This window comes from Wolbachia endosymbiont (group B) of Aricia artaxerxes (assembly GCF_964026975.1).
Taxonomy (GTDB): Bacteria; Pseudomonadota; Alphaproteobacteria; order Rickettsiales; family Anaplasmataceae; genus Wolbachia.
In genome coordinates this window covers 836,654-859,090 of record NZ_OZ034718.1, presented here as the reverse complement: position 1 = coordinate 859,090, position 22,437 = coordinate 836,654, and the positions used below count along the sequence as shown (strand labels likewise).

The window sequence follows — 22,437 nt, the reverse complement described above, 5'->3', positions numbered from 1 at the left end:
CAAACGAGTATGTTAGATGTGTAAAATATTGTAAGCTAAAGGAGAGACATGTTAAAAGTGAGGGATAATAATGTAATAGTTTGCTGCCGTGGTGATGAAAATGATGATGGTTCTGGTCATCCAATAGTATACTTACACAAAGAAGGAGAAATGTATTGTCCTTATTGTAATAAGTCAATGGATGAAATAGTGAGTGCCGAAGAATTTCAATCTGTTGAGGTGAAAGTAATAAGCAAGAAGGAAAGAACCAAAGGTTAATAGTACTTCATTTTTTTAGCTTATGTAAATAGCAATGAGAGGGGCAGTAAAAATGAAACTATCCATACGGTCGAGTACTCCTCCATGGCCTGGTATAATACCTCCACTATCTTTAACATTGTAAACTCTTTTGATGAGTGACTCAGTGAAATCTCCAAGTTGGGCTAGAATAGCAACTATCAAACCAATTATTGGAGAATAAAAAATTGGAAATAAACTCAAAAATATTGAGCCAAAAATTGTACACACTATTCCAGCTAAGACTGCACCAAAAAGTCCTAACCAAGTTTTCCCAGGGCTAATGATTGGACAAATTCTAGTTTTACCAAAATTTTTGCCGAAAAAATAGGCAGCAATATCGATGCTCCAAATAGTTAAGATAAGCCATACTAATGCATATTTTCCCTGTGGTAGATTATATAGGCATATTAGCGAGGCATTTGGTAGTGCGATTAATAGTAATGCGAAAATGTATAAGATTCTATTGCCCTGAGTTAGATTATACCATTCAAAAGAAGATAAAACTGCAATTGAAAAAATTAGTAGATAAAATGATAAATCACTGAAATATGTAGCAAAAGAAAATATGAGTAATATTACTATTGAGGACAATATTCTAACCATAAAGTTATTATCTACCATATTTTTTTTCTCTTTTCGTATAATCTTCTAGTGCTTTGGTCAAATCTTGACAAGAAAAATCGGGCCACAAAGTATCACAAAAATACAATTCAGCATAAGCTGCTTGCCATAATAAAAAATTGCTTAACCTTTTTTCGCCACCAGTGCGAATTAATAAATCCAATTTTGGCAAATCTTTAGTATACAGAAATTTTTCAAATTCCTCTTCCAATACGCAATCAATATTTCCTTTTATGACGTTGTTGATAGCATGTATAATTTCCTGCTTTGCTCCATAACTAACTGCAACAGTGAGTAATAGACCATCGTTCTTATGTGTCACTTCTTCTGCTTTTTTGATTTGATCGAATATTTTACTGGGCAATAGACTTAAATTGCCAATAAAATTTAACTTAATGTTACAATTGTAAATGAATTTCATTTTATCTTCATTAGTTAAAGTGTAGTAAAATAAATTAAATAGGTAGTCTGTTTCGTTTTCAGATCTGAGCCAATTTTCCATGGAAAATGCATACAAAGTTAAGTAAGGTATGGCCAGGACTGTGCAATGCTTAGCAATATCAAATGCAACCTCACTGCCTTTTCTATAGCCATCAATTTTTACCCTTCCTTGATTGTTTGCCCACCTACCATTACCATCCATAATAATTGCTAGATGTTTTGGCAGAGATTCTAGATTCAACATTTGAATTCAACCTGTTCTAATTAGCTTAATGTCTATATCTCTGTATGAAACGTTCACTATATCCACCTAAAACTATATTATTACTGAAAAATCATTGATAGTCTATATTACAAAAATTTTCTCAACCTCGGTGTCAGCTGCCAGTGATTTTACTAAGAAATATGGCAAAAATGGTCTAAATTGAGCGTGTTTTCTTAATTTGATGCGTATGGTTTATTTAACACCCTCTTAAATTTATAAAGCAAAACCTTGGATATAAACACTTTTTAAGCTATGTCATGATATGTAACTGACTTGCATTTTTTCTTTCCGTGTCCCACTTAAGACATTACTAGGCCCATTTTTATCTTCTAGTAGTTTTATAATATCGCTAAGACTAGAATGACTACACATGGATTTTAACTCTTCAAAAGGAGTAAAACCGATTCCATTAACAACTTTCTGATTTCCTAGTAATTCTATTGTATCTACGTAGTTAAGATTATCACGATAAAATATGAGTCGAAATTTTTTAATGTTAAAAGAAATGATATTCTCAACAACCTCCTGATTTTTTAGTAGTCTTACAATATCGCTAAAGAGAAACTTATCATTACAAAGTATGAATTTAAGTTTTTCATAATCAATAAAATTGATGTGCTCAACAACTTGTTGATTTTCTAGCAACCTTATAATCTTGTAACTGCTACTAGTATAATTGCTACTATTAAACTTATCGCTATTATGAATGAGTTCAAATTTTTCATAATCAATAAAACAGAGGTATTCAACAACTTTTTGATTTCCTAATAACTCCATAATATTTTCACCACTAAACTTATTACTCTTGAGTATAAGTTGAAGCTTTTTATCACCAATAGAGTTAATTCGATCAATAGAACTCTGATCTTTTAGTAATTCTGTAACATTTTGCTCACTAAGCTTACCATCACTCTCAACTATCATCCATTGAATAAGACGGATATTCCTAATATCATTTTGATTTTTTGGTGGTATTCCCACATCTGCATCGTTGCAAAACTGAACATCATCAACATGTTTTTCATTAATTCCTTTATTTCCTAGTGCTTCTTTAGCGAAGTTATTCGGATCATTTTTTTCATCTTCCTCGTAATCATAATATCCATAATTTTCTCCATTCTCCTCACTATCACTACTTTCGAATTCATTGTTGATATTGCAAATCTTTCCACCTTTTAGTATTTCTAGAATATTGTGCTCCGCAGGTGCATTATTTAGCATGGACCTAAACATTTCATCATCATAATCGTTGATGTGATTAACAATGCTCTCATCTAATAATAATTCTTCAATACCTTTGTGACTAAACTTATTATGATACTTGCATAAGATTTTAAGCTTACTGTAATCCATTGAATTGATGCCATCAACAACTCTTTGATTTGATAGTAATTCTCTGTTATAAGTCTTACATATCAGTTGAAGTTTTTCGTTATATAAGTCTTCTGCATTGCCTGCCTTATCAAAATCCATAATCTTATTTCAATTTACTTAGTATTTTAATTTTGCATGTATTAGGAGGAAAGAATCAAGCATAAGGCCTAATGAATTTATTAGTTTATTTATGTTTCTTTTCATGTATAAATTTATAGAAAGTTTTATATAGAAGTTATTTTATGAGCAAAATTATAGAAATCAGAGCGCCAAAAACTCTTGGTGGTGAATCAGTTACGGAAGGTATAGTAAAAATAAAGAAAAATATCGGCGAAGCAGTAAAAGTAGATGACTTGATCTTTGAAATTGAAACTGATAAAACGGCGCTAGAACTAACTGCAGAAGCTTCAGGACAAATAACTGAATTTTTTGTGAAAGAAGATGATATAATTAGCCCTGATCAATTACTGGCAAAACTTGCTGCAGGAGAAGTAGAAGAAGAAGTGAAAAAAGAAGATAAAGGCGAAGGCCCTGATAAAAAAGATGCCCCTTCAGCTCGTAAAATTATGGAAGAAAATGCAATTAGTGCAGAAAATGTAAAAGGAACTGGCATGGGAGGTAGAATAACTAAAGCGGATGTGATAGACCATATGAGTAAAGCTGAACAACCTTCGGTAAAACAATATGAATCGCCAAAAAGTGTAGTAAGTGGAGAGAGAAGAGAAGAGCGAGTGAAAATGAGCAAAATAAGGCAAGTAATAGCTGCTCGTTTGAAAGCATCGCAAAATACTGCTGCAATACTGACCACGTTCAATGAAATTGACATGAAAAACGTCATGGATCTGAGGGCAAAGTATAAAGAAACTTTTGAAAAGAAATATGGAATAAAACTGGGTTTCATGTCGTTTTTTATAAAGGCAGCAGTGCAAGCACTAAAAGAAATTCGTGAGATTAACGCTGAGATTTCAGGTGATGAAATTGTATATAAAAATTACTATGACATAGGTGTTGCTGTTGGCACTGATAAAGGTCTTGTTGTACCAGTTATTCGTGATGCTGATCAAATGTCATTTGCTGAAATTGAACTAACTTTAGTTGCTCTTGGCAAAAAAGCACGAGAAGGTAAGCTGCAAGTATCGGAAATGGAAGGTGCAACATTTACTATCTCAAACGGTGGTGTATATGGTTCACTTCTTTCTACTCCGATAATAAACCCTCCGCAATCTGGAATACTTGGCATGCACTCAATACAAAATAGGCCAGTTGCTGTGAGTAGCTCAATTGAAATCAGACCTATGATGTACATTTCCCTCTCTTACGACCACAGAATAGTTGATGGCAAAGGAGCAGTTACTTTCCTTGTTAAAATCAAAAATTACATAGAAGATCCAAATAGATTGGTTTTGGAAATTTAAACAGATTAAAAAAAGACAAGTAAGTTTTTCTGAAGTTTTTAAGGTGGGTGTTACAGCTGTACAAACATTTGTTTATAAAGGTAACTTATACGAAAAATGGTCAGTACGAGCATTGTGATTTAGGCCTAAAAAATGCGAGTAGCCCATTTGGTGTTATCCAAGTAGCTGACACTGGGATCCAAATTGCAAGTAATGCATTAGGTTGGGTGAGTATAGGTCTTGCGTTATAGAATAACATCATTTACTATGTGCCATATTGCAATGTTTGTAAAGTTGTGTGTGTGGTCCACCAAAAGGGTGTCAGCTACTTGCATGACACTATCTGCTATTTTTCCTTATCTGAATGAATACAAAACGGTTTTTGGTTACTCACGAAATAGATTTGTCCATTTTGCTCTTATTATTTAAAACGCTTTTATGTCAAATATATCAAATTTTTATTGTCCCAAATTTGGGAGAAAAACCCTGGACTTGAAGTCCATCCTTTTAAGAATATAATTTTAAGGTGAAAAATCTGAAAGAATGTGGAATATTATAGAAAAAGCAGCCACTCTATATATATATCACATAGTGTGGATAACAAAATATCGATATCCAGTACTAGTTGGAGATATTGGACAGAAAGCTAAAGAAGTTGTACAAGAAGTATGTGCAAATAATCAAGTAGAAATTATCAGAGGTAGAGTTGCGTCAAGTCATGTACACGTATACGTTTCTGTACCCCCATACTTAAGTATTAGTAAGTTAGTGCAGTTAATAAAAGGAAAAAGTTCCAGAAAAATCCAGCAAAACTTTCCAGAGCTAAAAAAGAGATATTGGGTTGTGGGCAGTAGGCTAGTTTGTCAGGACTAGCGGAAATGTAACTGACGAAATGATAAAAAATTATATTGAAAATCACTCTAAAAAAGAAGATAAATTTGGTGACTTTCAAGTCGAAAGTTAGCATTCTATGCTCTCTCTCAATCTTTGGATTTTAATCCATAGTGGTTGAATTGACATATGTTAAAAACATTCTAAGATAAGACTATTTATAGAATAAGGGGGTATATAATGTTAACTAATTCTTTTAAAAAAAGTTTTGAAGCTGTTCAAGGTATATCTGAATCAGTATCGAGTGATAAACCGAATAGGACTTTCAATTTTCCTCCGAATAATAGGGTGAGAGCAGATGATCATCCATTTTTAGGTACCAAGCATGACCGCAAAATTGAATATTTAGATTGTGATGATGAAGAGTCAAAAAGGCGAATTCTTGCTGATAGCTCTCCTTATAATTCAGAAAATGAAAATCACGGTAAATATCTAAAAGGCAAGATTATTGATGAAACTAAGCAAGAAATTGCTCAACACATAGAAAACAGTGATGTAGAATCTGTACAGCTTAGAGTGAGAAGTCCAATTAGAACTATGTTGACTGCAAGAACTGTGCTGAATGATAATAAAGGAAAAATAAACATTAGTAATATTTTAACTAATGATTTTTTTGAAAGCAATAGGATAACGGCGGTTACATTGTTGCTACCTGGAGATGAAAAAAGAGGAATGCGTGGACGAGTTGATGAGCATGGAGTAAGAATTTATGAAGTAGCTAATGGCTCATATAACATGACTTTGAATTGGTACGATGAAGAAAAAGAATGTAAAATGAAAATTAATATTAGTGATGACGGTTCTATCAAGCTTATTGAAAGCAATGATATCACTTGGGAGCAAATAGCTGCACATAAAGAAGTAAAAGTAGGAAAACAATACGAAGCGAAGTCCTTGTATGATGCACTATCCTACTTACGTAAAGAAGGTTCTGAAATAGTAAAAGTTTCACAGAATCCTTCAACAAGTATGGAAAGTGTGACTATATCAAAACAACTTTCTTCTGCTCAAGGAGTAAGTAAATAAGAAGACTTTATGAGCTGCTTGCAAATATAGGCAGCTTATATTTCAGTATCCTTATTTCATGTTCTCTAGAGTATTTTTATTTCCTGTAATCTTTTTATAAAAACCATAGGCGCCAGTTGGTTTTAAAGTAAAGGTCAAGTATCTGGAATTCTGGACATAAAATCCTCCTGTGTAAAAAAAGTTAGAAAAAAATGCAGTGCATATACGACAGATATACACTGAAGAATATATTTTTTAATAAATTTGATTAAAAAGTCTGCAGACTAAAGATAGATTTTGAGCTCTTAAAATATCTCTAATTGTAATTATAATGAGGTTGGAAATATGCGGAAGTAATTTTTATACGTTAGCTACAGTTAAAACATAATTGACTTTGCCTAGTTAATATTTCAAATTATAAAAAAGGCAAATAATTTCTATGATATTGCAGGGTAAAAAAGGGTTAATAACCGGAATAATAAATAAGAGGTCAATAGCATATGGTATAGCAAAGACTCTCTCAGAGCACGGAGCTGAGCTTGCAATCACTTATCAAAATGAAGTAATAAAAGAGAAATTATTACCAATAGCGAATGAATTAAATGTGGAGCTAACACTACATTGTGATGTTTCAAATGAGGAAATCATACATAGTGCTTTTAAAGAAATAGAGGAAAAGTGGGGTGCTATTGATTTTTTGGTACATGCAATAGCATATTCTGATAAAAATGAGCTCAATGGTAAATACGTCGATACTTCACTAAACAACTTTCTCAATGCAATGCATATATCGTGCTATTCTTTTACTGCTTTAGCAAAAAGCGCCGAAAAAATGATGTTAAATGGTGGTAGTTTACTTACTTTATCTTACTATGGTGCTGAAAAAGTTATGCCAAATTATAATGTGATGGGTTTATGTAAAGCAGCACTTGAAGCAAGTGTAAAATATATAGCATGTGATCTTGGGCCAAAGAACATCAGAGTAAATGCAATTTCTGCTGGTCCAATCAGAACTTTGGCATCTTCTGGAATAAGTGACTTTCACTCCATATCGGAATGGAATAGAATTAATTCTCCACTTAGACGCAATGTTACAATAGAAGATGTTGGCAAGGCAGCACTATACTTATTAAGCGACCTGAGTAGTGGTACAACTGGAGAAATTTTACATGTTGATTCAGGGTATAATGTTGTGGGAATGAAGATAGTAGACTAATACAGTACTGCAGATGCATGTGAAGCCTGTGTTTTTTTGTTATCCGAGTAATTGACATTGGAGCCCAGTGTCAGCTACTCGAATGACAACATTTTTTAATTAAATCTCGCACATTAACCATAGAGTTATTATTTTATAAGTATTTGTTGCTGCTGATCTTCTATTTTTACTTCCTCCATTTGGGTTAAGGGATTGTGCGTGAGGGTTGCTCTTGAAGTTGCCTTGCAAGGAAAAAGTCTTTTTCCTCCCGATCTTGGAGTTGCTTTGCAAGCAAGAAATCCTATTGTTCTTGTGTTTGTTTTGCTAAGACTTTATTCTTATTAAGCAGTGGTTAAAAATGAGCATGGCTTTTATTATAGAATGCCCCCCTATAGAAGTATATAGACTATGAAGACTTATCTTACAGGTTGTGGTACTTGTTGTTGATAAAATGTTTTTTCTACACGTGCTTCTTCCACACTGCACCTTCTTGATAAGACTGGCTCCTCAAGGCATTTTATACGTTGCTGTACATCATTAATGCACTGCCCTATAACATCACCAATTTTTCCATCAGCATTTTTTGCCAATAACTCATCAAACTCCCTCTCAATCTCTACTCTCTCAGAGATATCCTTTGAAAGATCACAATATTCCAAAATTTCATCTATCTGAAGTTGTTTTGCTAATAGAAAGTCTTCTTGCTCCTGCTGCTGTTTTATTAACTCTTGAGTTACAATTTTAGCCCTAGAGTAATGATTTCCTTCAAGATATATTGTTTCTCTCTCTTTACTACCCCATAACTCGTCATTTAATTTATAACTCTCACGATTAAACATCTGATTTAGTTGATCATTGTTTATCATTTCAGGATTTGGTTCAAACTTTTGTTGTTTCTCTCTGCCGCTAACTTTACAATGGACATTAATTTCAATGTTGGCTAAAGAAGCTAATAATTGAATTTCTTCAATAAAAGGAAAATAACTTTTACTTTCTATTGCTTCTAGATAGGATTGATAGAGTTCAGGTTTGTCAAGAAATGAGCGTGTAATAAAATCACTGTTATATTCGGCATTATAGTCACTCTCACCAATGCCATCAAGAGCCTCTGCATATTCACTTAGATTAAGCACAGCTTGATTATGCGATATATTAAATTTGCTAACAGCTCTACTTACTAACCTCTTCACATTACCTTCAGCATTTTCAATTTTCCTATTTGTTTGCTTAACCAGACCCTTTATTTTATCAGACTTGCCAGTTAAATCCCCTGGCTTATTAAAAAACATATTAAAAACCTTTTCTAGCTGATCCTTTAAAGGAGCTGGCATACTTGGATCATCTAAAGACGTAAATCGACTTAAAAATTTGTGCCATTCCATTCTCATATCTTGCGCTCTTTCAGCTTTATATGTACCAGAACTGTTATCACCAAACACTGCATGAAAAAAGCAATTGCCATCACCTGCAGTATCATATTTAACTACTTGGTTATTAGAAGGTTCTTTTTCTACATTACTCTCTGAAGTCTTGCGTCCTTTAGCATTTTCAATACTGTCAAAACCATTTGGTAATTTCCGTTTTCTAAGCCCAACCATAATTTCTACCTTAATTCAAGCTATATGTTATTATATTAACTAACTTATTAATAAGTAACTAATTAGGTATAGCAAAAATTTTTTAATTATGCAATAATTAAGGCTTTAAATAGCAAATATGAGCTTTAACTGTGGTATAGTTGGGTTACCAAATATAGGAAAATCAACTTTATTTAATGCACTTACAGAGTCAAGTGCAGCTGAAGCTGCAAATTATCCTTTTTGCACAATCGAGCCAAATGTTGGCAAAGTGCCAATACGAGATCAGCGTTTGAAACAAATTGCCTCGATTGCTCACTCAGGGAAAATAATCTACAATCAACTGGAAGTTGTCGATATTGCCGGCTTGGTTAAGGGTGCGAGCAAGGGTGAAGGACTAGGAAATAAATTTTTGAGTCATATCAGAGAAGTTGATGCCATTGTTCATCTGCTCAGGTGCTTTACGGATGACGATATCAGCCATGTAAACAGTAAAATAGATCCAATATCAGATGCTGAAATAGTGGAAATGGAGTTAATTCTAGCTGATATTGATAGCATAGAAAAAAGGCTTCCTCAATTGGAAAAGAAAGCAAAGCAAGGTGATAAAGAGCTAAAGAGACAACTTGAATTAATGCAAGAGGTATTAGCTACTTTAAAATTAGGTAAACCGGCAAGAAGCTTGGAGAATATCGATGAAGATGAGATGAAGTTGCTTCAATTGCTAACAACAAAGCCTGTTATGTATGTATGCAATGTTGAAGATACGAATATCATAACTGGTAATGAACTATCTAAAAGGGTGGAAAAAATGGCGGAAGAAAATAAAAGCAAATTTTATTGTATTTCAGCGAAACTTGAAGCAGATATTGCAAATCTTGATAGTGAAGAGGAAAAACAGAATTTTTTATCAGAATTTGGCTTACAAGAATCAGGACTTGATGGAGTAGCACGTATTATGTATGAAGTGCTAAGTATGATAACTTTTTTTACTGTGGGCCCCAAAGAAGCACGTGCATGGCCAATAAAGATAGGATCAACAGCTGACAAAGCAGCAGGTGTAATTCACACTGATTTTGAAAAGGGCTTTATAAAAGCAGAAACCATAAGCTTTGAAGACTATATAAAATATGGAAGCGAATTAGCTTGCAAAGATGCAGGGAAAATTCGCTTCGAAGGCAGAGATTATATCGTGCAAGATGGCGATATAATGCACTTTAGATTTAATGTCTAATTAGTCTAGCACCTTCCTGATGCAGCCCGTGAATTTTTATATTCTCTTCTCTCTTCTTCCTCTATCTCCTCTTCAGATAAAGGAGAGAAAGAGAACTGCCCTATCTCCAGATTATCAAGTTTAGTTCCAGGAGTTTCATCACATCTCTTTATTATCTCTTCCTGTGATTGTACATCTTGCTCCAGATATCCTTCTAAAAATTCATGTAAAGCTTTACCTTCTATAAGCACATCTTCGCTTTGCTCAGCTAATTTCAAAATTTCGTCTAGTTCAACATCTTTACCATTAATAGTTGCCTGACCAATCTCAATTTCACTAGGATTTACATTTAAACTAATAAAGCAGTTAACAGAATTACCTTTCTCATCTTCTGCACTCCACCTAATTTTCATATCGCATGTTGCATCTTTTGCAAAGCGGTAATTTCTTTTTCCATTATCATTCTTCTCAACCGTTGCTATTCTTTTATCGTTACTGTATATTTCTACTATCTTTACCTCATTTTTATTTCTTTCCATCCCTTCAATTTTGTCAGTGAAAAGACGGCTGATTTCTAAGCTACACCCAGGCTTAGAAATATTAATACTAAGATGATCATAATGATTAAGAGAACGTTTTGCATATGCGCATGGCACATAACATCCATCAAAAAAGGCAACTGCACTATCAGTTTTGAGAAATTCCTGTCCGTTACTCATCCCTTCTTCAACTCGAAGAAGATATCTACCCAACCTCTTTTTAAAATTCTTTCGCTTGTCTTCAGGAATAGACTTTTCATTCAATATACTTATTATTTCTTTTTGCTTACTTAATACTACATAATTAAAAAGGAAAATGTTCTTATTCCATCGATAATAATTCGCTATTTTGTCAAATGGATCTGCAGGCCAGCCTTTATTATAATTTACGTTATCCTTATCATCTTTACACAAATTATCCTTAAGGCCAAAATTCAATTTTCTAAAATCTGATAATACTTCTTCTACCCTATCTTCAAAAAATTGAAGTTTATTTTGAAATTCTTTCCCATAATTCATTTTCTCATTTATTTTAAGAAGATATTCACTAAATTTCTTCCTAAAATTTTCTTGATCTTTGTGGGCAAGCCTCTGATCTAATATATCTGTTATGTATTTTCGCTTATTCAATATTACGTAGTTAAAAAGGTCACTTTTTTTCCTCCTTTCATAATCTTCTGCTATTTCGTTAAAACACTCATTACTGTTCTTAAAATCCAATTTTTCGAAGTCTTGGAGCACGTTTTTTACATCATCCTCACTAAATTGAAGATTTGTTTGAGGAGACACGTCAGTTCTACTTTGATCATCAAGTTGAGGATTTTTTTTAGTAGATTGGACTAATAAACTTTCTGTGCTGTTAGAGAAAGAATGATTATTTTCTTCAGATTGAGAACTTTTCTTTTTAGACGTATTAGTAAAAAAATTAGTTAGTGAACTAAACATTAAGCACCTCTTAGTATTACTATTTAACTATAACTTAATGCCAAATGTTGTAAAGCTAAAATTAATATGTAAATTCATTTTTTTACAAGACAGCTACAGGTAGCTTCTACAAAATTATATAATTAGTATATAATAAATGTTCAAGATATTGATTTCGTTTGTATTTTTACTACCTTACCAGGTAATATTATTAATGAACGGGTCAAGCAGATATCTCGATTAAGTTTTACTCCATCCACAAGTTCTCCATTTGTTACTCCAGTTGCAATAAACACTGATTCACCCTTTGCCATATCTTTTATGGTGTAGATTTTTTCTGGGTCCGTGATATTCAAAATTTTTGCTCTTTCTCTTAACTGATCGGTGTCAAATATCAATCTTCCTTCCATCTGTCCACCGATTGAGCTTAGTGCTGCAGCTGCAAGCACTCCCTCTGGTGCTCCTCCTATGCCGATATACATATCGTGGTTGCCATTTATTAGTGAAACTACGGCTGCAACATCACCATCATCTATTAGTTTAACTTTTACTCCCAATCTCCTGATTTTCAATATTAATTCATCATGTCTTTCACGTTTAAGTACAGTTACTATAAGATCACTTGCTTTACATCCTTTTGCCTTGGCTAAATTGTCCAGATTCTTCTCAATCCTATTTTTTAGTGAGACTACACCCTCTGGGAGATTTTTTCCCACTGCTATCTTTTCCATATAAACATCAGGTGCATGTAAAAAATTACCTTTTTTTGTTGCAGCAAGAACAGACATTGCCCCTTGTTTATAATGAGCGCAAATCGTAGTGCCCTCAAGTGGATCAACAGCGATGTCAATCTCAGGGCCACTTCCTGTGCCAACTTTTTCTCCGATATATAGCATCGGTGCTTCGTCCCTCTCCCCTTCCCCAATCACAATTGTACCATTTATTTCCATTGAGTTTAGCACCGTACGCATTGCATCAACTGCAACCTGATCGGCCTTTTTTTCATTACCAAGGCCTGCCAATTTATATGCAGCAAGTGCTGCAGCTTCGGTTACTTTCACTAACTTATAAGCTAAATCTTCCATCATTTGCTCGAGAATTATAAATCAATATATATCATGCCATTTGATACTGCAAGATTCCTTGACTGACTTTGATAAAGTTGGTATAATAGAGCATTGTAATAGTAGGTTTAATTATATTGTACAGTCAGTAAGAAATCAAGGAATTGTGTCTAGATGCAGGTAGGTTTTTAATTAATGATAATAGGTACAACAATAAAATCACCCTTGAAAGCTTGCAAAATAGGTTAAGAAGAAAGACTAAATTTAAATACATTGATTTGCAAAGTAAATGCGAAGGGAACAATTCATTAGGAGACTTACTTCTAAAACTTGCAGATGAAAATGACAACCTAAATGTTAGAGAATTTTTCCTTGAAAACGGATTCAAGCTTCCTGAGCAAGAACAAGTAACTGCTGATGAAAACAAGGAAAAGGAAGAGCAAAATACACCTAATTTAGAAGAAGATAGAGCAGAACTTAGCAACAAAAATGAAGATGATCAATTTTCTACTTCATACAACAAGATAAAGAAAATTGTAGCTAGCAACCCTAATATAACTGCTGAGGAGTTTTGTAATGAGCTTGAAAAAGAGAAAATAGATATAAAAATAACAAACCAAGATGGTTGGACTTTGCTTTATTATGCTGTCCGTTCAGAAGGACCTGGTATTATCGACGATCGCATTATATTCCTAAAGATTGTTGAGTTACTCACAAATTTAAACATCGGAATCGATTTTAAAGATACTGCTTCCAAAACTGTGTTGGGTACAGCTGCAATAAATAAACAAGCTGATGTTATAAAGATACTCTTGGATAGTGGTAAATTTAATGAAGAAGAAAAATTTAACGCTCTGCGTCTTGCTATTATTCAAGGCAATGTTCAAGAAGTTAAAGCATTTTTAGGTTATGTAAATGCTGAAAGCAGACAAGCAGCTTTAGAGTGTGCTGTGAATAATACACAAAATAATACACAAGAAGAAATTACTCAGGTACTTTTAAACTTTATTACACCAGAAACACCCAATGTAAAAGAAAATAGAGCAAAACCTTGCAGCAGTAATGGAAATATTGGTAATAGACCTGTAGCAACAGTGCTCCCTGTTAGTACTAATGGTAATAATAACAAAAATGAAGCACCTGTATCAACAAGGACTGGCCCAACTGTCACACCAAATAATGATAAGAAAGCTAACGGCTTTGTAGAGGCTCAATTTTCTCCACCACATGAAAAAGAAACTAAATACAAAAAAAGTAAGGAGAGTTTTTACGCCTCATTAAGGAGTGATGTTGTTGGAGTTGTTATTGCAGGATTGTTTGTTGCTTCTGCTGTGATGGTTCCATCTTTAGCTGGTGCATTAGTTTGCAGTGTCCTAGCTATTTTAGTTGTAATAGTAACTGGATTACATGTAAAAAATTCTACACTGCCAAGTTATAGAGCAATGGAAGAAAATAAGGTTGAGCATATAAACCCAAGCATGCAAACGCTGTAAGTTGAGAAACTGGGACTCTAACTCCTAGAACGGTGTTGTAAACCTGTGTTAGTTTCTTCTACTTTATTAAGATTAAGTGGGACTAGTGCGATTCGAACGCACGGCCTTCGGATTAGGAATCCAACGCTCTATCCTACTGAGCTATAGTCCCATGTCTTCTGCTATTTATGCAAAATTATAGCAAAAAGTCTCGCATTTTTCTAGGCACCCTGTACAATTAATTCACAATAATAAAAAATATTTCTGTATTTCTTGAATGTAATACTGTTATATTTAATAATACGATTCCAATTGAAAGATTAATGCTAGTTAACAATATTAGTTACTTTTATAGTAATCAAGATGGCTTTGCTTTAAGCAACATCAACATTCAAGTGAAGAAAGGAAGTGTTGCCTGTTTACTAGGTCATTCTGGCTGTGGCAAGTCAACAATTCTAAAATTAATCGCAGGAATAGAAAATCCAAAATCTGGAACCATTGTTATAAATGATAAATTAGTTGCAAGTAACAAAGTGTCAATTGCTATAGAGCGTAGAAATATCGGATTGATTTTTCAGCATTCTGCATTATTTCCTCATAAAACAGTAATAGAAAATATAACTTTTGCTATTTGCAGTACTTCTAAGAAAGAAAAATACCTTACTGCATTGGAAATCTTAAAGCTATTTAATATAGAAAAATATGAAAACATGTACCCTCATGCTTTATCAGGAGGACAGCAACAATTAGTTGCAATAGCAAGAGTAATGGCGCAAAATCCTGATGTTGTTTTGCTCGATGAACCATTTTCTAATTTAGATATACTGCTCAAATATCGAATAAGGCACCATATATTGTCACTTTTTAGAAGCAAAAATATTCCTGTACTCATGGTAACTCATGATCCGCAAGAAGCGTTGAAAGTTGCAGATTTTATTTACGTGATGAAAAATGGTAAAATTATTCAATCAGGAGTTCCTAGCTACATATACCACAGACCTAAAGATGATACGTTAGCAAAATTTTTTAGTGAGCTTCCTTTTACTCTACAGCTAAACTAAACTTAATGTTAGGCTAAAACTATTATAAGATAATTAAAAACTCTTGATTTATAATTTAATAAAAGTGATATAATTTATGTATCACTTGGCTTCAGTCAAGTTTTAATACCTAAAAGTTAATATTTTCAACGGAGGTACAAATGAGTTTAGGTCCATGGCAGCTGTTTCTAGTCTTAATAATAATCTTAGTTCTGTTTGGTGCAGGTAGGTTACCACAAGTTATGGGTGATTTAGGCAAAGGCATTAAAAACCTTAAACAAGAACTTAAGGATTCAGAGAAACTATCATCTAATGAACCAGATCGTTAGCTTCCTTATGTTTCGTGACACGCACTAAAGTGCGTGTCATTTGTTTAAACAAGGCTAAAGAATTGAAGAGGTATGATTGAAGTACAGTAATAATTATGTTAGTTAGAATGTTATTAAAGGTTAATCGTGGAAGAAAGTGAGAAATTGACTGAAGATAAAAAATTGGCCTCTGATATTCTAAAAGAGGTTGCAGATACCAATAACAACGATAGTGATAAAGTAACATTGTTCGACATCAAAACAGCTTTACATGAGCGCGGTTTTGGTATTTTAATAATCATCTTCTCTTTACCGCTATCAGTACCTATACCTGTTCCACCTGGCTATACAACCATTCTTTCTATACCTTTAATCTTATTTTCACTGCAGCTTCTATTTGGGTTTGATTCTCCTTGGATGCCTAATTGGCTAGAAAGGAAATCTTTTCAACGTTCAACACTAGCTCTCGTGGTAGAGAAAACTTCACCTATATTAAAAAAAATAGAAAAGTTCATGAAACCAAGAATGTCTTTTATTTTTCTTGGTCCGGGTGAAAAGATTCTAGCTTTTATGATGTTGCTTTGTGCAATAATAATAGCTCTTCCATTACCTTTTACTCACTTCCTTCCTGCAATTGGTATAACTCTTATTTCACTCGGCATTATGGGTAAAGATGGATTTTTATCTACGTTAGGAGTGTTAGTTTCATTCTGTGCGTTATTGGTTACCCTTATTGTAATAGTTAAAGGACCAAAACTTATAGCCGGAACACTTTCTCTTCTTAAAAGCCTTATAACTTAAAAGCTTTACAACACTTTAATAAAAGAATGAAGTACAGCATGAAATGAATAATCGATATTGAAATATAGCAATAACTATGTTAGTTAGAAGTTATATTGTTATTAAAGGGTAACTGTGGAAAAAAGTGTGAAATTGACTGAAGATAAAAAATTGGCCTCTGATATTCTAAAAGAGGTTGCAGATACTAATAATAACGATAATGATAAAGTAACATTATTTGATATTAAAACAGCTTTACATGAGCGTGGTTTTGGTATTTTAATAATCATCTTCTCTTTACCGCTATCAGTACCTATACCTGTTCCACCTGGCTATACAACCATTCTTTCTATACCTTTAATCTTATTTTCACTGCAGCTTCTATTTGGGTTTGATTCTCCTTGGATGCCTAATTGGCTAGAAAGGAAATCTTTTCAACGTTCAACACTAGCTCTCGTGGTAGAGAAAACTTCACCTACATTAAAAAAAATAGAAAAGTTCATGAAACCAAGAATGTCTTTCATTTTTCGTGGTCCTGGTGAAAATATTTTAGCATTTATAATGCTGCTTTGTGCATTATCGATAGCAATCCCACTTCCTTTAACTAACTTCATTCCTGCAATTGGTACAACTCTCATTTCACTGGGTATCATGAGCAAAGATGGATTTCTCTCTATAATGGGAGTATTAGTATCATTGTGTGGGTTATTACTTACTCTTGTCGTAATAGTTAAAGGACCACAGCTTATATTTGGAGCATTTTCTTTTCTAAAAAGCTTTGTATATGGTTAAGCTTTACAACACTTTAACAAAAAAAAAAGAGCCCTTTACACCGATCGATAAAGATCATATAAAAATGTACGTTTGTGGGCCAACAGTATATGATACAGCACATATAGGTAATGCACGTTCTATTGTTGTTTACGATGTATTATTTCGACTGCTTAAATTTTGTTATGGAAAAGTTACTTATGTGCGTAATATAACCGACATCGATGACAAGATAATCAATGCAGCAAATGAGAAAAATAGTAATATAGAAAGCATTAGCAAATATTACACTAAAACTTTTCATGAAGACATGGAAAGCATAAATTGTGCAGAACCAACATATGAACCAAAAGCAACGGAAAACATAGATAACATTATCAAGTTAATTGAGTCTTTGCTGCAAGCTGGTCATGCTTATGAATCCAATAAACATGTATATTTTAGTGTAGAATCTTACCCTGAATACGGCGTTTTATCAGGAAAAAAAATTGATGAATTAAACTACGGTAGTAGAGTTGAAGTTGGTGAAAATAAAAAACACCCAGGAGACTTCGTACTTTGGAAACCTGCAAACGAAACTGACTATAAACTTTCAAGTCACTGGAATAGTCCATGGGGAGAGGGAAGACCAGGGTGGCATATAGAATGTTCAGCAATGTCATATGCTTACCTTGGCAAAGATTTTGACATTCACGGTGGGGGTATAGACTTGCAATTTCCTCATCATGAGAATGAAATTGCACAGAGTAAATCTGCATTTGCTGAGTCAACGTTTGCAAAATATTGGGTACACAACGGGTTTCTTACGGTAAATGAAGAGAAAATGAGCAAATCCTTATTTAATATAGTCAAAGTAAGGGATTTGTTAGATAGTGGAATAAAGGGTGAAGTAATACGTTATGCGCTGCTTAAAACTCACTACAGAAAACCACTTGATTGGACAGAAAATGTTATCTCTGAGTCGCAAGAAACTTTAAACAAGTTTTATCGGTTATTACGTAGTACATGTATTGAGGAAAGTGATACAGAAGTCTCTAAAGATTTTATAGAGGCTTTGAAAAACGATTTAAACATTCCTGAAGCTGTAGCCATATTGCATGAAATGGCTACAGAAATCAATAAGACAAGTAATGAATATGAGAAGCTCAAATTAACTAAGAAGTTTGTTAAAAGCGCAAGGTTCATTGGTATTCTTGAGTCAAGTTATCAAGAGTGGTTTGCAAGTGGTGTGAGTCATCAAGAAATAGAAAGGTTGATAGACTTAAGAAAAGTAGCAAAACAAAATAAAGATTATGATACTGCAGACAAAATAAGAGAGCAATTGAAACAAATGGGGGTTACAATTTCTGACAACGAAGATGGTACAACAACTTGGTATGGAAAATTATCTCCTATTGTTTATAGATAGCCTAGTATCATCGCTTATCTTACCCATACATCAAGGTTTTGTACTTTACACTATGTTATGCTTTAGGTCAAACTACGATCAACTACTTATATTACTTTTTGGAGTATTAGGATCCAGTCTTGGTGGAATAGCTAACTGGTATTTAGGTAGAATAACAATTTTTATCAGAAGATCACATCACAAATTAGAGAATGAAGACAAAACACCAAAAATTGTAAGGCACCTACTGATTTGTGCAGTTGCATTGCTTTCGTGGGTACCAGCACTTGGAAGTGTGACTCAGATTTTATCCGGTTACTTCAAGTTAAACCTTTATATTCTTGTTCCCTTAATTATTTTATCTAACTTCCTCTGTTTGTTGTATCTAACGTTTACCATCTAACTAAACATCAATAAACAACTTTTCTTCTGGTCATATTGAGCTAAATTTCTTCTTCAAACTACCTTTTAAAATGCTTTTATTACTTTTTGTCATAATACGATCAAATACTCCTAATAACCTCTTAAGTAAGCTTGGGGTTAGCGAAGAGATAGGATTAACAGATACGTTGTTGTTTTTATCATCACCATTTGCTTTGTAGTCTATTGAAATAATCCCCCTACTCTTTCCACCAGTCAGAAGTTTTCCGATTATAGGGATTTTCAACAAAGATTTGTTAATTGAGTATGCCGGTATTACTTGTCCTTCAACCTGGAATTTATAACCCTTAATATCGAGCGTACCACTAGTGCTAATGCCTAGTTCCGCTCCTTCAAGCCAAGATTCTTCAATTTCAACAGTGCCATCTTTATATGAAAAAGGTGCATTACACTTATAAAAATGTACACCTTCGTTCTTTATAGCATTTACAATACCAGGCAGTGAAGACATTGATAATAAAGTGGTAAGCAGTGGAGCATCTTTGATATAGAAATTGCTGATAGATAACATACCATAATGTTCTCCATTTTCTCTCTTAGAAGATAGATAAAGAGATAATTTGCCATTTTTAACTGATTTACCAATACCTAAAGAACGCAAAAGCATACCTGAATTATCCGAATATATTTCAAGCCCTATTTCACTATGTTCTACTAGTATATTACTGTTATCTTCTAAAAACTGTCCTGTGAATTGACTTCCACTACAATCACCTTTAGCACAAGTTACATTTAGCTTAGCATCTTTTATGATAATTCCTTCTTTCATAATTATATTATCAACATTCATAGTAACTTCTATTTTGTTATTTAATCGATTACTATCTTTGCCAAGTAAACCTAACACATCACTTAAGTTGATTTTCTCACCGTGAATAGTTATGGCATTTTTCTCCTTACCTGATTCAATTTCTATACTAAAATTATTATCAGGTAATTTAAAGTTGCTAGAATTTAAATATAGATTTCCATTTTCTACTCTTCCGCTAAATTTTATGTCTAGATCATTTCCTACAACATCTAGTTTATCTATTAGTAACTTACCTACTCCTTTTAGCCTTGTAGAAAATAAAACTTCATTGTGATCTTCAAAATGGTTTTTCCACCCTAAGTAGCTTGAACGCAACTCGAGCTCTGATAAATCTATATTACCATTAACATACCCTGTTTTGTCTTGATACATTACTGACTCTATATTTGCATTGATATAGCCATCACCGAAATTAAGTATTTGAGCAGGCAAATCTCCAGTCAAACTCCAGGCAAAATTTTCATTTTTATTGCTACTTTTGAGGTCAAATAGCAGCTGTGTATTATTTACCATACCACTGCCATTTAAATCAATAAAATCTCCGCCGAAATCAAGCTTAATCTCATATTTACCAAGACTGCCATTATACGCGACAAAATTATCAATTTCAGAATGAAATTTGGCTAAAAAATCTACTTTTTTATCATCAGCATTTAAATTAAAAATGTGAAAACTGAATACAGATTTTGCTATTCCACCTATACTGTCCCTTGTAATCTTCATCATATCATCCAGCTTAAATTTTATAGGTTCATATAACCCATAAGCATCACTTACAGCCTGACCATTAATTGTGAGAACAGAATCCTCTTTATTAAGAGATTGCATCTCAATTTCGCCACCATCAATATTGAAATTCTGGAACTTAGCGCTATTTACAATAATTTTGAGATTGTTATCCTTGAGGGTTAACTCACCGTTCAAGTTCTCTACTCGTTCAAAATCCTCATCAAATTGAACGCTGCCATTTTCTATATCAGCAACAATTACAATACCTGACAGATCATCATTTATTAAACTATCGATTTTACCGTTAAAACTTATAATTGTATTTATAATATTCCCATCAATATTATTACAATACCACTTTCTAAATTCATTGTTCACTAGACCATCTGGTACATAAGTACATAAATCTTTTGCAACAAGTTTACTAATATTAACTCTAAGCAAAGCATGATTTGTGCCAAAGTTCATTTTACCAATCAAAGAAAGGTAAGTATCATTTAACTTAAAATGAAAGTTTTTTATGCTAATGATTTCATCACTATATGTCAAATTTACATTTACATTAGTCAAGGCTAAGTTTTTACCTGAGTGACTCTCTGTATTTAACACGTATATGTTTCCGTCCACAACTTCATCCTTTCCATTAATTCTAATTGAAAAGTTTCCTTTGAATCCTATTTCTTTGTCCAAATTGTAACTTTTAACTAGTGTGGAAAATTCGTTAAATAGCCCCAACTTTAGGTTATAGAATGTTCCATAGAAATTTAGTAAATTATTACGGTTTTTTATCGTAATGGATAAATCATCTAGAAACCCTTTACCTTCTTTTGTATGGACACGAATATCCAAAACATTGAAATCTTCCCCCTTCCCTACATATACTTTATCAATAAAAAATTCACCTTCCATGCTTTTATTGATAGCAATGTTAGTAATTTTAATCCTTGAGTCTGCATTGAAGTAGAAAAAAAATTTTCTTATTGTCTTTAGCAGATTTTTTGTACTACTCATCTTCTCTGTCATTACAGATGTTATCTCTTTGCTCTCCTCCCTCTTGATATATATGTGTACATTATCAGCTAAAACCTGAGAGAACTTTTTGGAACTTAACTTAAAGTGTACGAAAAGCTCAGGAACTTCTATTGTAAAATCAGGATTTGTTATTTTTAAATCTGTAATGACTAGCTTGCCATCTTGATGCCAAATAACCGAAGTACTCTCCATGCTGACATCCGAATTGGTAAATATCTTTAATATTTTTTTCTTTATATAAAAATTAATATAACTAATATTGATTTCTAGAGGTCCCTCACCTTTAAAAAAGATAAAGAAGCAGGATATAAATAATAAAATTATAGAAAATGATATAGTAATTTTTTTAAGCATTGATTATTGCTTTTCTTGCTAGAATATCAGCTTCCTCATTGTATTTGTCACCATTATGCGCTTTCACCCAATTCCAATTAATTTCGTGTTGCAAAGCAGCATTATCTAATTCTTTCCATAATTCTATATTTTTTACTGACTTCTTATTACTTGTCTTCCAGCCGTTCATTTTCCACTTATTTATCCATTCTGTTATACCGTATTTAATATAGAGGCTATCCGTATACAAACTGATATTACAAGGAAATTTTAATACCTTCAGTCCATTGATCACTGCTGTTAACTCCATTTTATTATTTGTAGTATTTTCTTCTCTACCACAGATGTTCTTTCTATGATTTTGAAATAATATGATTGCTGCCCACCCTCCTGTCCCTGGGTTACCAGAGCATGCTCCATCTGTGTATATTGTCACTTCCTTTTTCTTCATCTTTAACTGTAGTGAATTAATAAAGTATATCGTTGCTTCTATAAAATCACAATTTTTATAGATATAGAGGCAATTTAAGCCGCACCTTTAAATTTTATTA

General features: G+C 33.0%; 21 protein-coding genes, 1 tRNA gene and 1 pseudogene. 14 read left to right on the top strand and 9 right to left on the bottom strand.

Annotation, left to right across the window (positions count from 1 at the left end; all coding sequences use genetic code 11):
- Positions 1–48 precede the first annotated feature (48 nt).
- Positions 49–258 (top strand): zinc-finger domain-containing protein, encoded by a 210-nt coding sequence (locus tag AAGE00_RS03845; RefSeq protein ID WP_007302836.1) that lies wholly within the window; start codon positions 49–51, stop codon positions 256–258.
- A gap of 15 nt (positions 259–273) precedes the next feature.
- On the opposite strand, the gene AAGE00_RS03840 is transcribed toward AAGE00_RS03845, so the two are convergent.
- The 3 genes from AAGE00_RS03840 to AAGE00_RS03830 form a co-directional block, all read right to left on the bottom strand.
- Positions 274–900 (bottom strand): phosphatidate cytidylyltransferase, encoded by a 627-nt coding sequence (locus AAGE00_RS03840; RefSeq protein ID WP_007302837.1) that lies wholly within the window; start codon positions 898–900, stop codon positions 274–276.
- Positions 890–1,585, bottom strand: coding sequence for a polyprenyl diphosphate synthase (gene uppS / locus AAGE00_RS03835; RefSeq protein ID WP_007302838.1), 696 nt, complete (start codon positions 1,583–1,585; stop codon positions 890–892). The genes AAGE00_RS03840 and uppS overlap by 11 nt, the downstream gene beginning before the upstream one ends.
- A gap of 276 nt (positions 1,586–1,861) precedes the next feature.
- A complete protein-coding gene (locus tag AAGE00_RS03830) occupies positions 1,862–3,079 on the bottom strand; it encodes a hypothetical protein (RefSeq protein WP_007302839.1) in 1,218 nt (405 codons plus the stop codon).
- Between the two features lie 143 nt (positions 3,080–3,222).
- Here AAGE00_RS03830 and odhB point away from each other — a divergent pair, with 143 nt between their 5' ends.
- The 5 genes and pseudogenes from odhB (at position 3,223) to AAGE00_RS03805 (ending at position 7,486) form a co-directional block, all read left to right on the top strand.
- Entirely contained in the window at positions 3,223–4,395 is a 1,173-nt protein-coding gene (gene odhB / locus AAGE00_RS03825) for a 2-oxoglutarate dehydrogenase complex dihydrolipoyllysine-residue succinyltransferase (protein ID WP_007302840.1), read from the top strand.
- 68 nt (positions 4,396–4,463) lie between these two features.
- Positions 4,464–4,625: a hypothetical protein gene (locus tag AAGE00_RS03820; RefSeq protein WP_007302841.1), complete on the top strand. Its 162-nt coding sequence runs from the start codon at positions 4,464–4,466 to the stop codon at positions 4,623–4,625.
- 294 nt (positions 4,626–4,919) lie between these two features.
- Positions 4,920–5,338, top strand: a pseudogene (tnpA, locus tag AAGE00_RS03815) (IS200/IS605 family transposase).
- A 107-nt stretch (positions 5,339–5,445) separates the two neighbouring features.
- The gene (locus AAGE00_RS03810) at positions 5,446–6,291 is read left to right on the top strand and encodes a hypothetical protein (protein WP_007302842.1); all 846 of its coding nucleotides are present in this window, start codon (positions 5,446–5,448) and stop codon (positions 6,289–6,291) included.
- Positions 6,292–6,709: 418 nt separating this feature from the next.
- On the top strand, positions 6,710–7,486 hold the full coding sequence (locus AAGE00_RS03805) for an enoyl-ACP reductase (protein WP_007302843.1): 777 nt from the start codon (positions 6,710–6,712) through the stop codon (positions 7,484–7,486).
- A gap of 395 nt (positions 7,487–7,881) precedes the next feature.
- Here AAGE00_RS03805 and AAGE00_RS03800 read toward each other — a convergent pair whose 3' ends face one another.
- Positions 7,882–9,063 (bottom strand): hypothetical protein, encoded by a 1,182-nt coding sequence (locus AAGE00_RS03800; protein ID WP_010406367.1) that lies wholly within the window; start codon positions 9,061–9,063, stop codon positions 7,882–7,884.
- 118 nt (positions 9,064–9,181) lie between these two features.
- Between AAGE00_RS03800 and ychF the strand changes: the two genes are divergently transcribed.
- Positions 9,182–10,276 carry a redox-regulated ATPase YchF gene (ychF, locus tag AAGE00_RS03795; protein ID WP_010406370.1) on the top strand — a complete coding sequence of 365 codons (1,095 nt, stop codon included), beginning with the start codon at positions 9,182–9,184 and terminating at the stop codon, positions 10,274–10,276.
- A 5-nt stretch (positions 10,277–10,281) separates the two neighbouring features.
- On the opposite strand, the gene AAGE00_RS03790 is transcribed toward ychF, so the two are convergent.
- Complete coding sequence (locus AAGE00_RS03790) at positions 10,282–11,739, bottom strand: hypothetical protein (RefSeq protein WP_264711296.1); 1,458 nt, start codon at positions 11,737–11,739, stop codon at positions 10,282–10,284.
- A gap of 140 nt (positions 11,740–11,879) precedes the next feature.
- Complete coding sequence (gene glpX, locus AAGE00_RS03785; RefSeq protein WP_254230082.1) at positions 11,880–12,803, bottom strand: class II fructose-bisphosphatase; 924 nt, start codon at positions 12,801–12,803, stop codon at positions 11,880–11,882.
- 212 nt (positions 12,804–13,015) lie between these two features.
- Here glpX and AAGE00_RS03780 point away from each other — a divergent pair, with 212 nt between their 5' ends.
- Positions 13,016–14,275, top strand: coding sequence for an ankyrin repeat domain-containing protein (locus tag AAGE00_RS03780; RefSeq protein WP_341815147.1), 1,260 nt, complete (start codon positions 13,016–13,018; stop codon positions 14,273–14,275).
- Between the two features lie 77 nt (positions 14,276–14,352).
- On the opposite strand, the gene AAGE00_RS03775 is transcribed toward AAGE00_RS03780, so the two are convergent.
- A tRNA-Arg gene (locus AAGE00_RS03775) sits at positions 14,353–14,426 on the bottom strand.
- 151 nt (positions 14,427–14,577) lie between these two features.
- On the opposite strand from AAGE00_RS03775, the gene AAGE00_RS03770 reads away from it, so the two are divergent.
- From AAGE00_RS03770 to AAGE00_RS07935, 6 genes are all read left to right on the top strand, one after another.
- Positions 14,578–15,315 (top strand): ABC transporter ATP-binding protein, encoded by a 738-nt coding sequence (locus AAGE00_RS03770; protein ID WP_007302769.1) that lies wholly within the window; start codon positions 14,578–14,580, stop codon positions 15,313–15,315.
- A 140-nt stretch (positions 15,316–15,455) separates the two neighbouring features.
- Entirely contained in the window at positions 15,456–15,623 is a 168-nt protein-coding gene (locus tag AAGE00_RS03765) for a twin-arginine translocase TatA/TatE family subunit (RefSeq protein ID WP_006013840.1), read from the top strand.
- Between the two features lie 126 nt (positions 15,624–15,749).
- Positions 15,750–16,403, top strand: coding sequence for an exopolysaccharide biosynthesis protein (locus AAGE00_RS03760; RefSeq protein ID WP_007302768.1), 654 nt, complete (start codon positions 15,750–15,752; stop codon positions 16,401–16,403).
- Between the two features lie 114 nt (positions 16,404–16,517).
- Complete coding sequence (locus tag AAGE00_RS03755) at positions 16,518–17,174, top strand: exopolysaccharide biosynthesis protein (protein WP_007302767.1); 657 nt, start codon at positions 16,518–16,520, stop codon at positions 17,172–17,174.
- A complete protein-coding gene (gene cysS, locus AAGE00_RS03750; RefSeq protein ID WP_012481729.1) occupies positions 17,167–18,561 on the top strand; it encodes a cysteine--tRNA ligase in 1,395 nt (464 codons plus the stop codon). Before AAGE00_RS03755 ends, cysS begins: the two co-directional genes overlap by 8 nt.
- Positions 18,530–18,943: a YqaA family protein gene (locus tag AAGE00_RS07935; protein WP_012481730.1), complete on the top strand. Its 414-nt coding sequence runs from the start codon at positions 18,530–18,532 to the stop codon at positions 18,941–18,943. Before cysS ends, AAGE00_RS07935 begins: the two co-directional genes overlap by 32 nt.
- Positions 18,944–18,973: 30 nt before the next feature.
- On the opposite strand, the gene AAGE00_RS03745 is transcribed toward AAGE00_RS07935, so the two are convergent.
- Together AAGE00_RS03745 and rnhA are read right to left on the bottom strand one after the other, a co-directional pair.
- Positions 18,974–21,907: an AsmA-like C-terminal domain-containing protein gene (locus tag AAGE00_RS03745; RefSeq protein ID WP_007302765.1), complete on the bottom strand. Its 2,934-nt coding sequence runs from the start codon at positions 21,905–21,907 to the stop codon at positions 18,974–18,976.
- Positions 21,900–22,337 (bottom strand): ribonuclease HI, encoded by a 438-nt coding sequence (rnhA, locus tag AAGE00_RS03740; protein ID WP_007302764.1) that lies wholly within the window; start codon positions 22,335–22,337, stop codon positions 21,900–21,902. Before rnhA ends, AAGE00_RS03745 begins: the two co-directional genes overlap by 8 nt.
- Positions 22,338–22,437 lie beyond the last annotated feature (100 nt).

Excerpts from the sequence above, each read along its gene's own strand:
- AAGE00_RS03845 (WP_007302836.1), top strand. The coding sequence starts at position 49 with ATGTTAAAAGTGAGGGATAATAATGTAATAGTTTGCTGCCGTGGTGAT.
- AAGE00_RS03840 (WP_007302837.1), bottom strand. The coding sequence starts at position 900 with ATGGTAGATAATAACTTTATGGTTAGAATATTGTCCTCAATAGTAATA.
- uppS (WP_007302838.1), bottom strand. The coding sequence starts at position 1,585 with ATGTTGAATCTAGAATCTCTGCCAAAACATCTAGCAATTATTATGGAT.
- AAGE00_RS03830 (WP_007302839.1), bottom strand. The coding sequence starts at position 3,079 with ATGGATTTTGATAAGGCAGGCAATGCAGAAGACTTATATAACGAAAAA.
- odhB (WP_007302840.1), top strand. The coding sequence starts at position 3,223 with ATGAGCAAAATTATAGAAATCAGAGCGCCAAAAACTCTTGGTGGTGAA.
- AAGE00_RS03810 (WP_007302842.1), top strand. The coding sequence starts at position 5,446 with ATGTTAACTAATTCTTTTAAAAAAAGTTTTGAAGCTGTTCAAGGTATA.
- AAGE00_RS03805 (WP_007302843.1), top strand. The coding sequence starts at position 6,710 with ATGATATTGCAGGGTAAAAAAGGGTTAATAACCGGAATAATAAATAAG.
- AAGE00_RS03800 (WP_010406367.1), bottom strand. The coding sequence starts at position 9,063 with ATGGTTGGGCTTAGAAAACGGAAATTACCAAATGGTTTTGACAGTATT.
- ychF (WP_010406370.1), top strand. The coding sequence starts at position 9,182 with ATGAGCTTTAACTGTGGTATAGTTGGGTTACCAAATATAGGAAAATCA.
- AAGE00_RS03790 (WP_264711296.1), bottom strand. The coding sequence starts at position 11,739 with ATGTTTAGTTCACTAACTAATTTTTTTACTAATACGTCTAAAAAGAAA.
- glpX (WP_254230082.1), bottom strand. The coding sequence starts at position 12,803 with ATGGAAGATTTAGCTTATAAGTTAGTGAAAGTAACCGAAGCTGCAGCA.
- AAGE00_RS03770 (WP_007302769.1), top strand. The coding sequence starts at position 14,578 with ATGCTAGTTAACAATATTAGTTACTTTTATAGTAATCAAGATGGCTTT.
- AAGE00_RS03765 (WP_006013840.1), top strand. The coding sequence starts at position 15,456 with ATGAGTTTAGGTCCATGGCAGCTGTTTCTAGTCTTAATAATAATCTTA.
- cysS (WP_012481729.1), top strand. The coding sequence starts at position 17,167 with ATGGTTAAGCTTTACAACACTTTAACAAAAAAAAAAGAGCCCTTTACA.
- AAGE00_RS07935 (WP_012481730.1), top strand. The coding sequence starts at position 18,530 with ATGGAAAATTATCTCCTATTGTTTATAGATAGCCTAGTATCATCGCTT.
- AAGE00_RS03745 (WP_007302765.1), bottom strand. The coding sequence starts at position 21,907 with ATGCTTAAAAAAATTACTATATCATTTTCTATAATTTTATTATTTATA.
- rnhA (WP_007302764.1), bottom strand. The coding sequence starts at position 22,337 with ATGAAGAAAAAGGAAGTGACAATATACACAGATGGAGCATGCTCTGGT.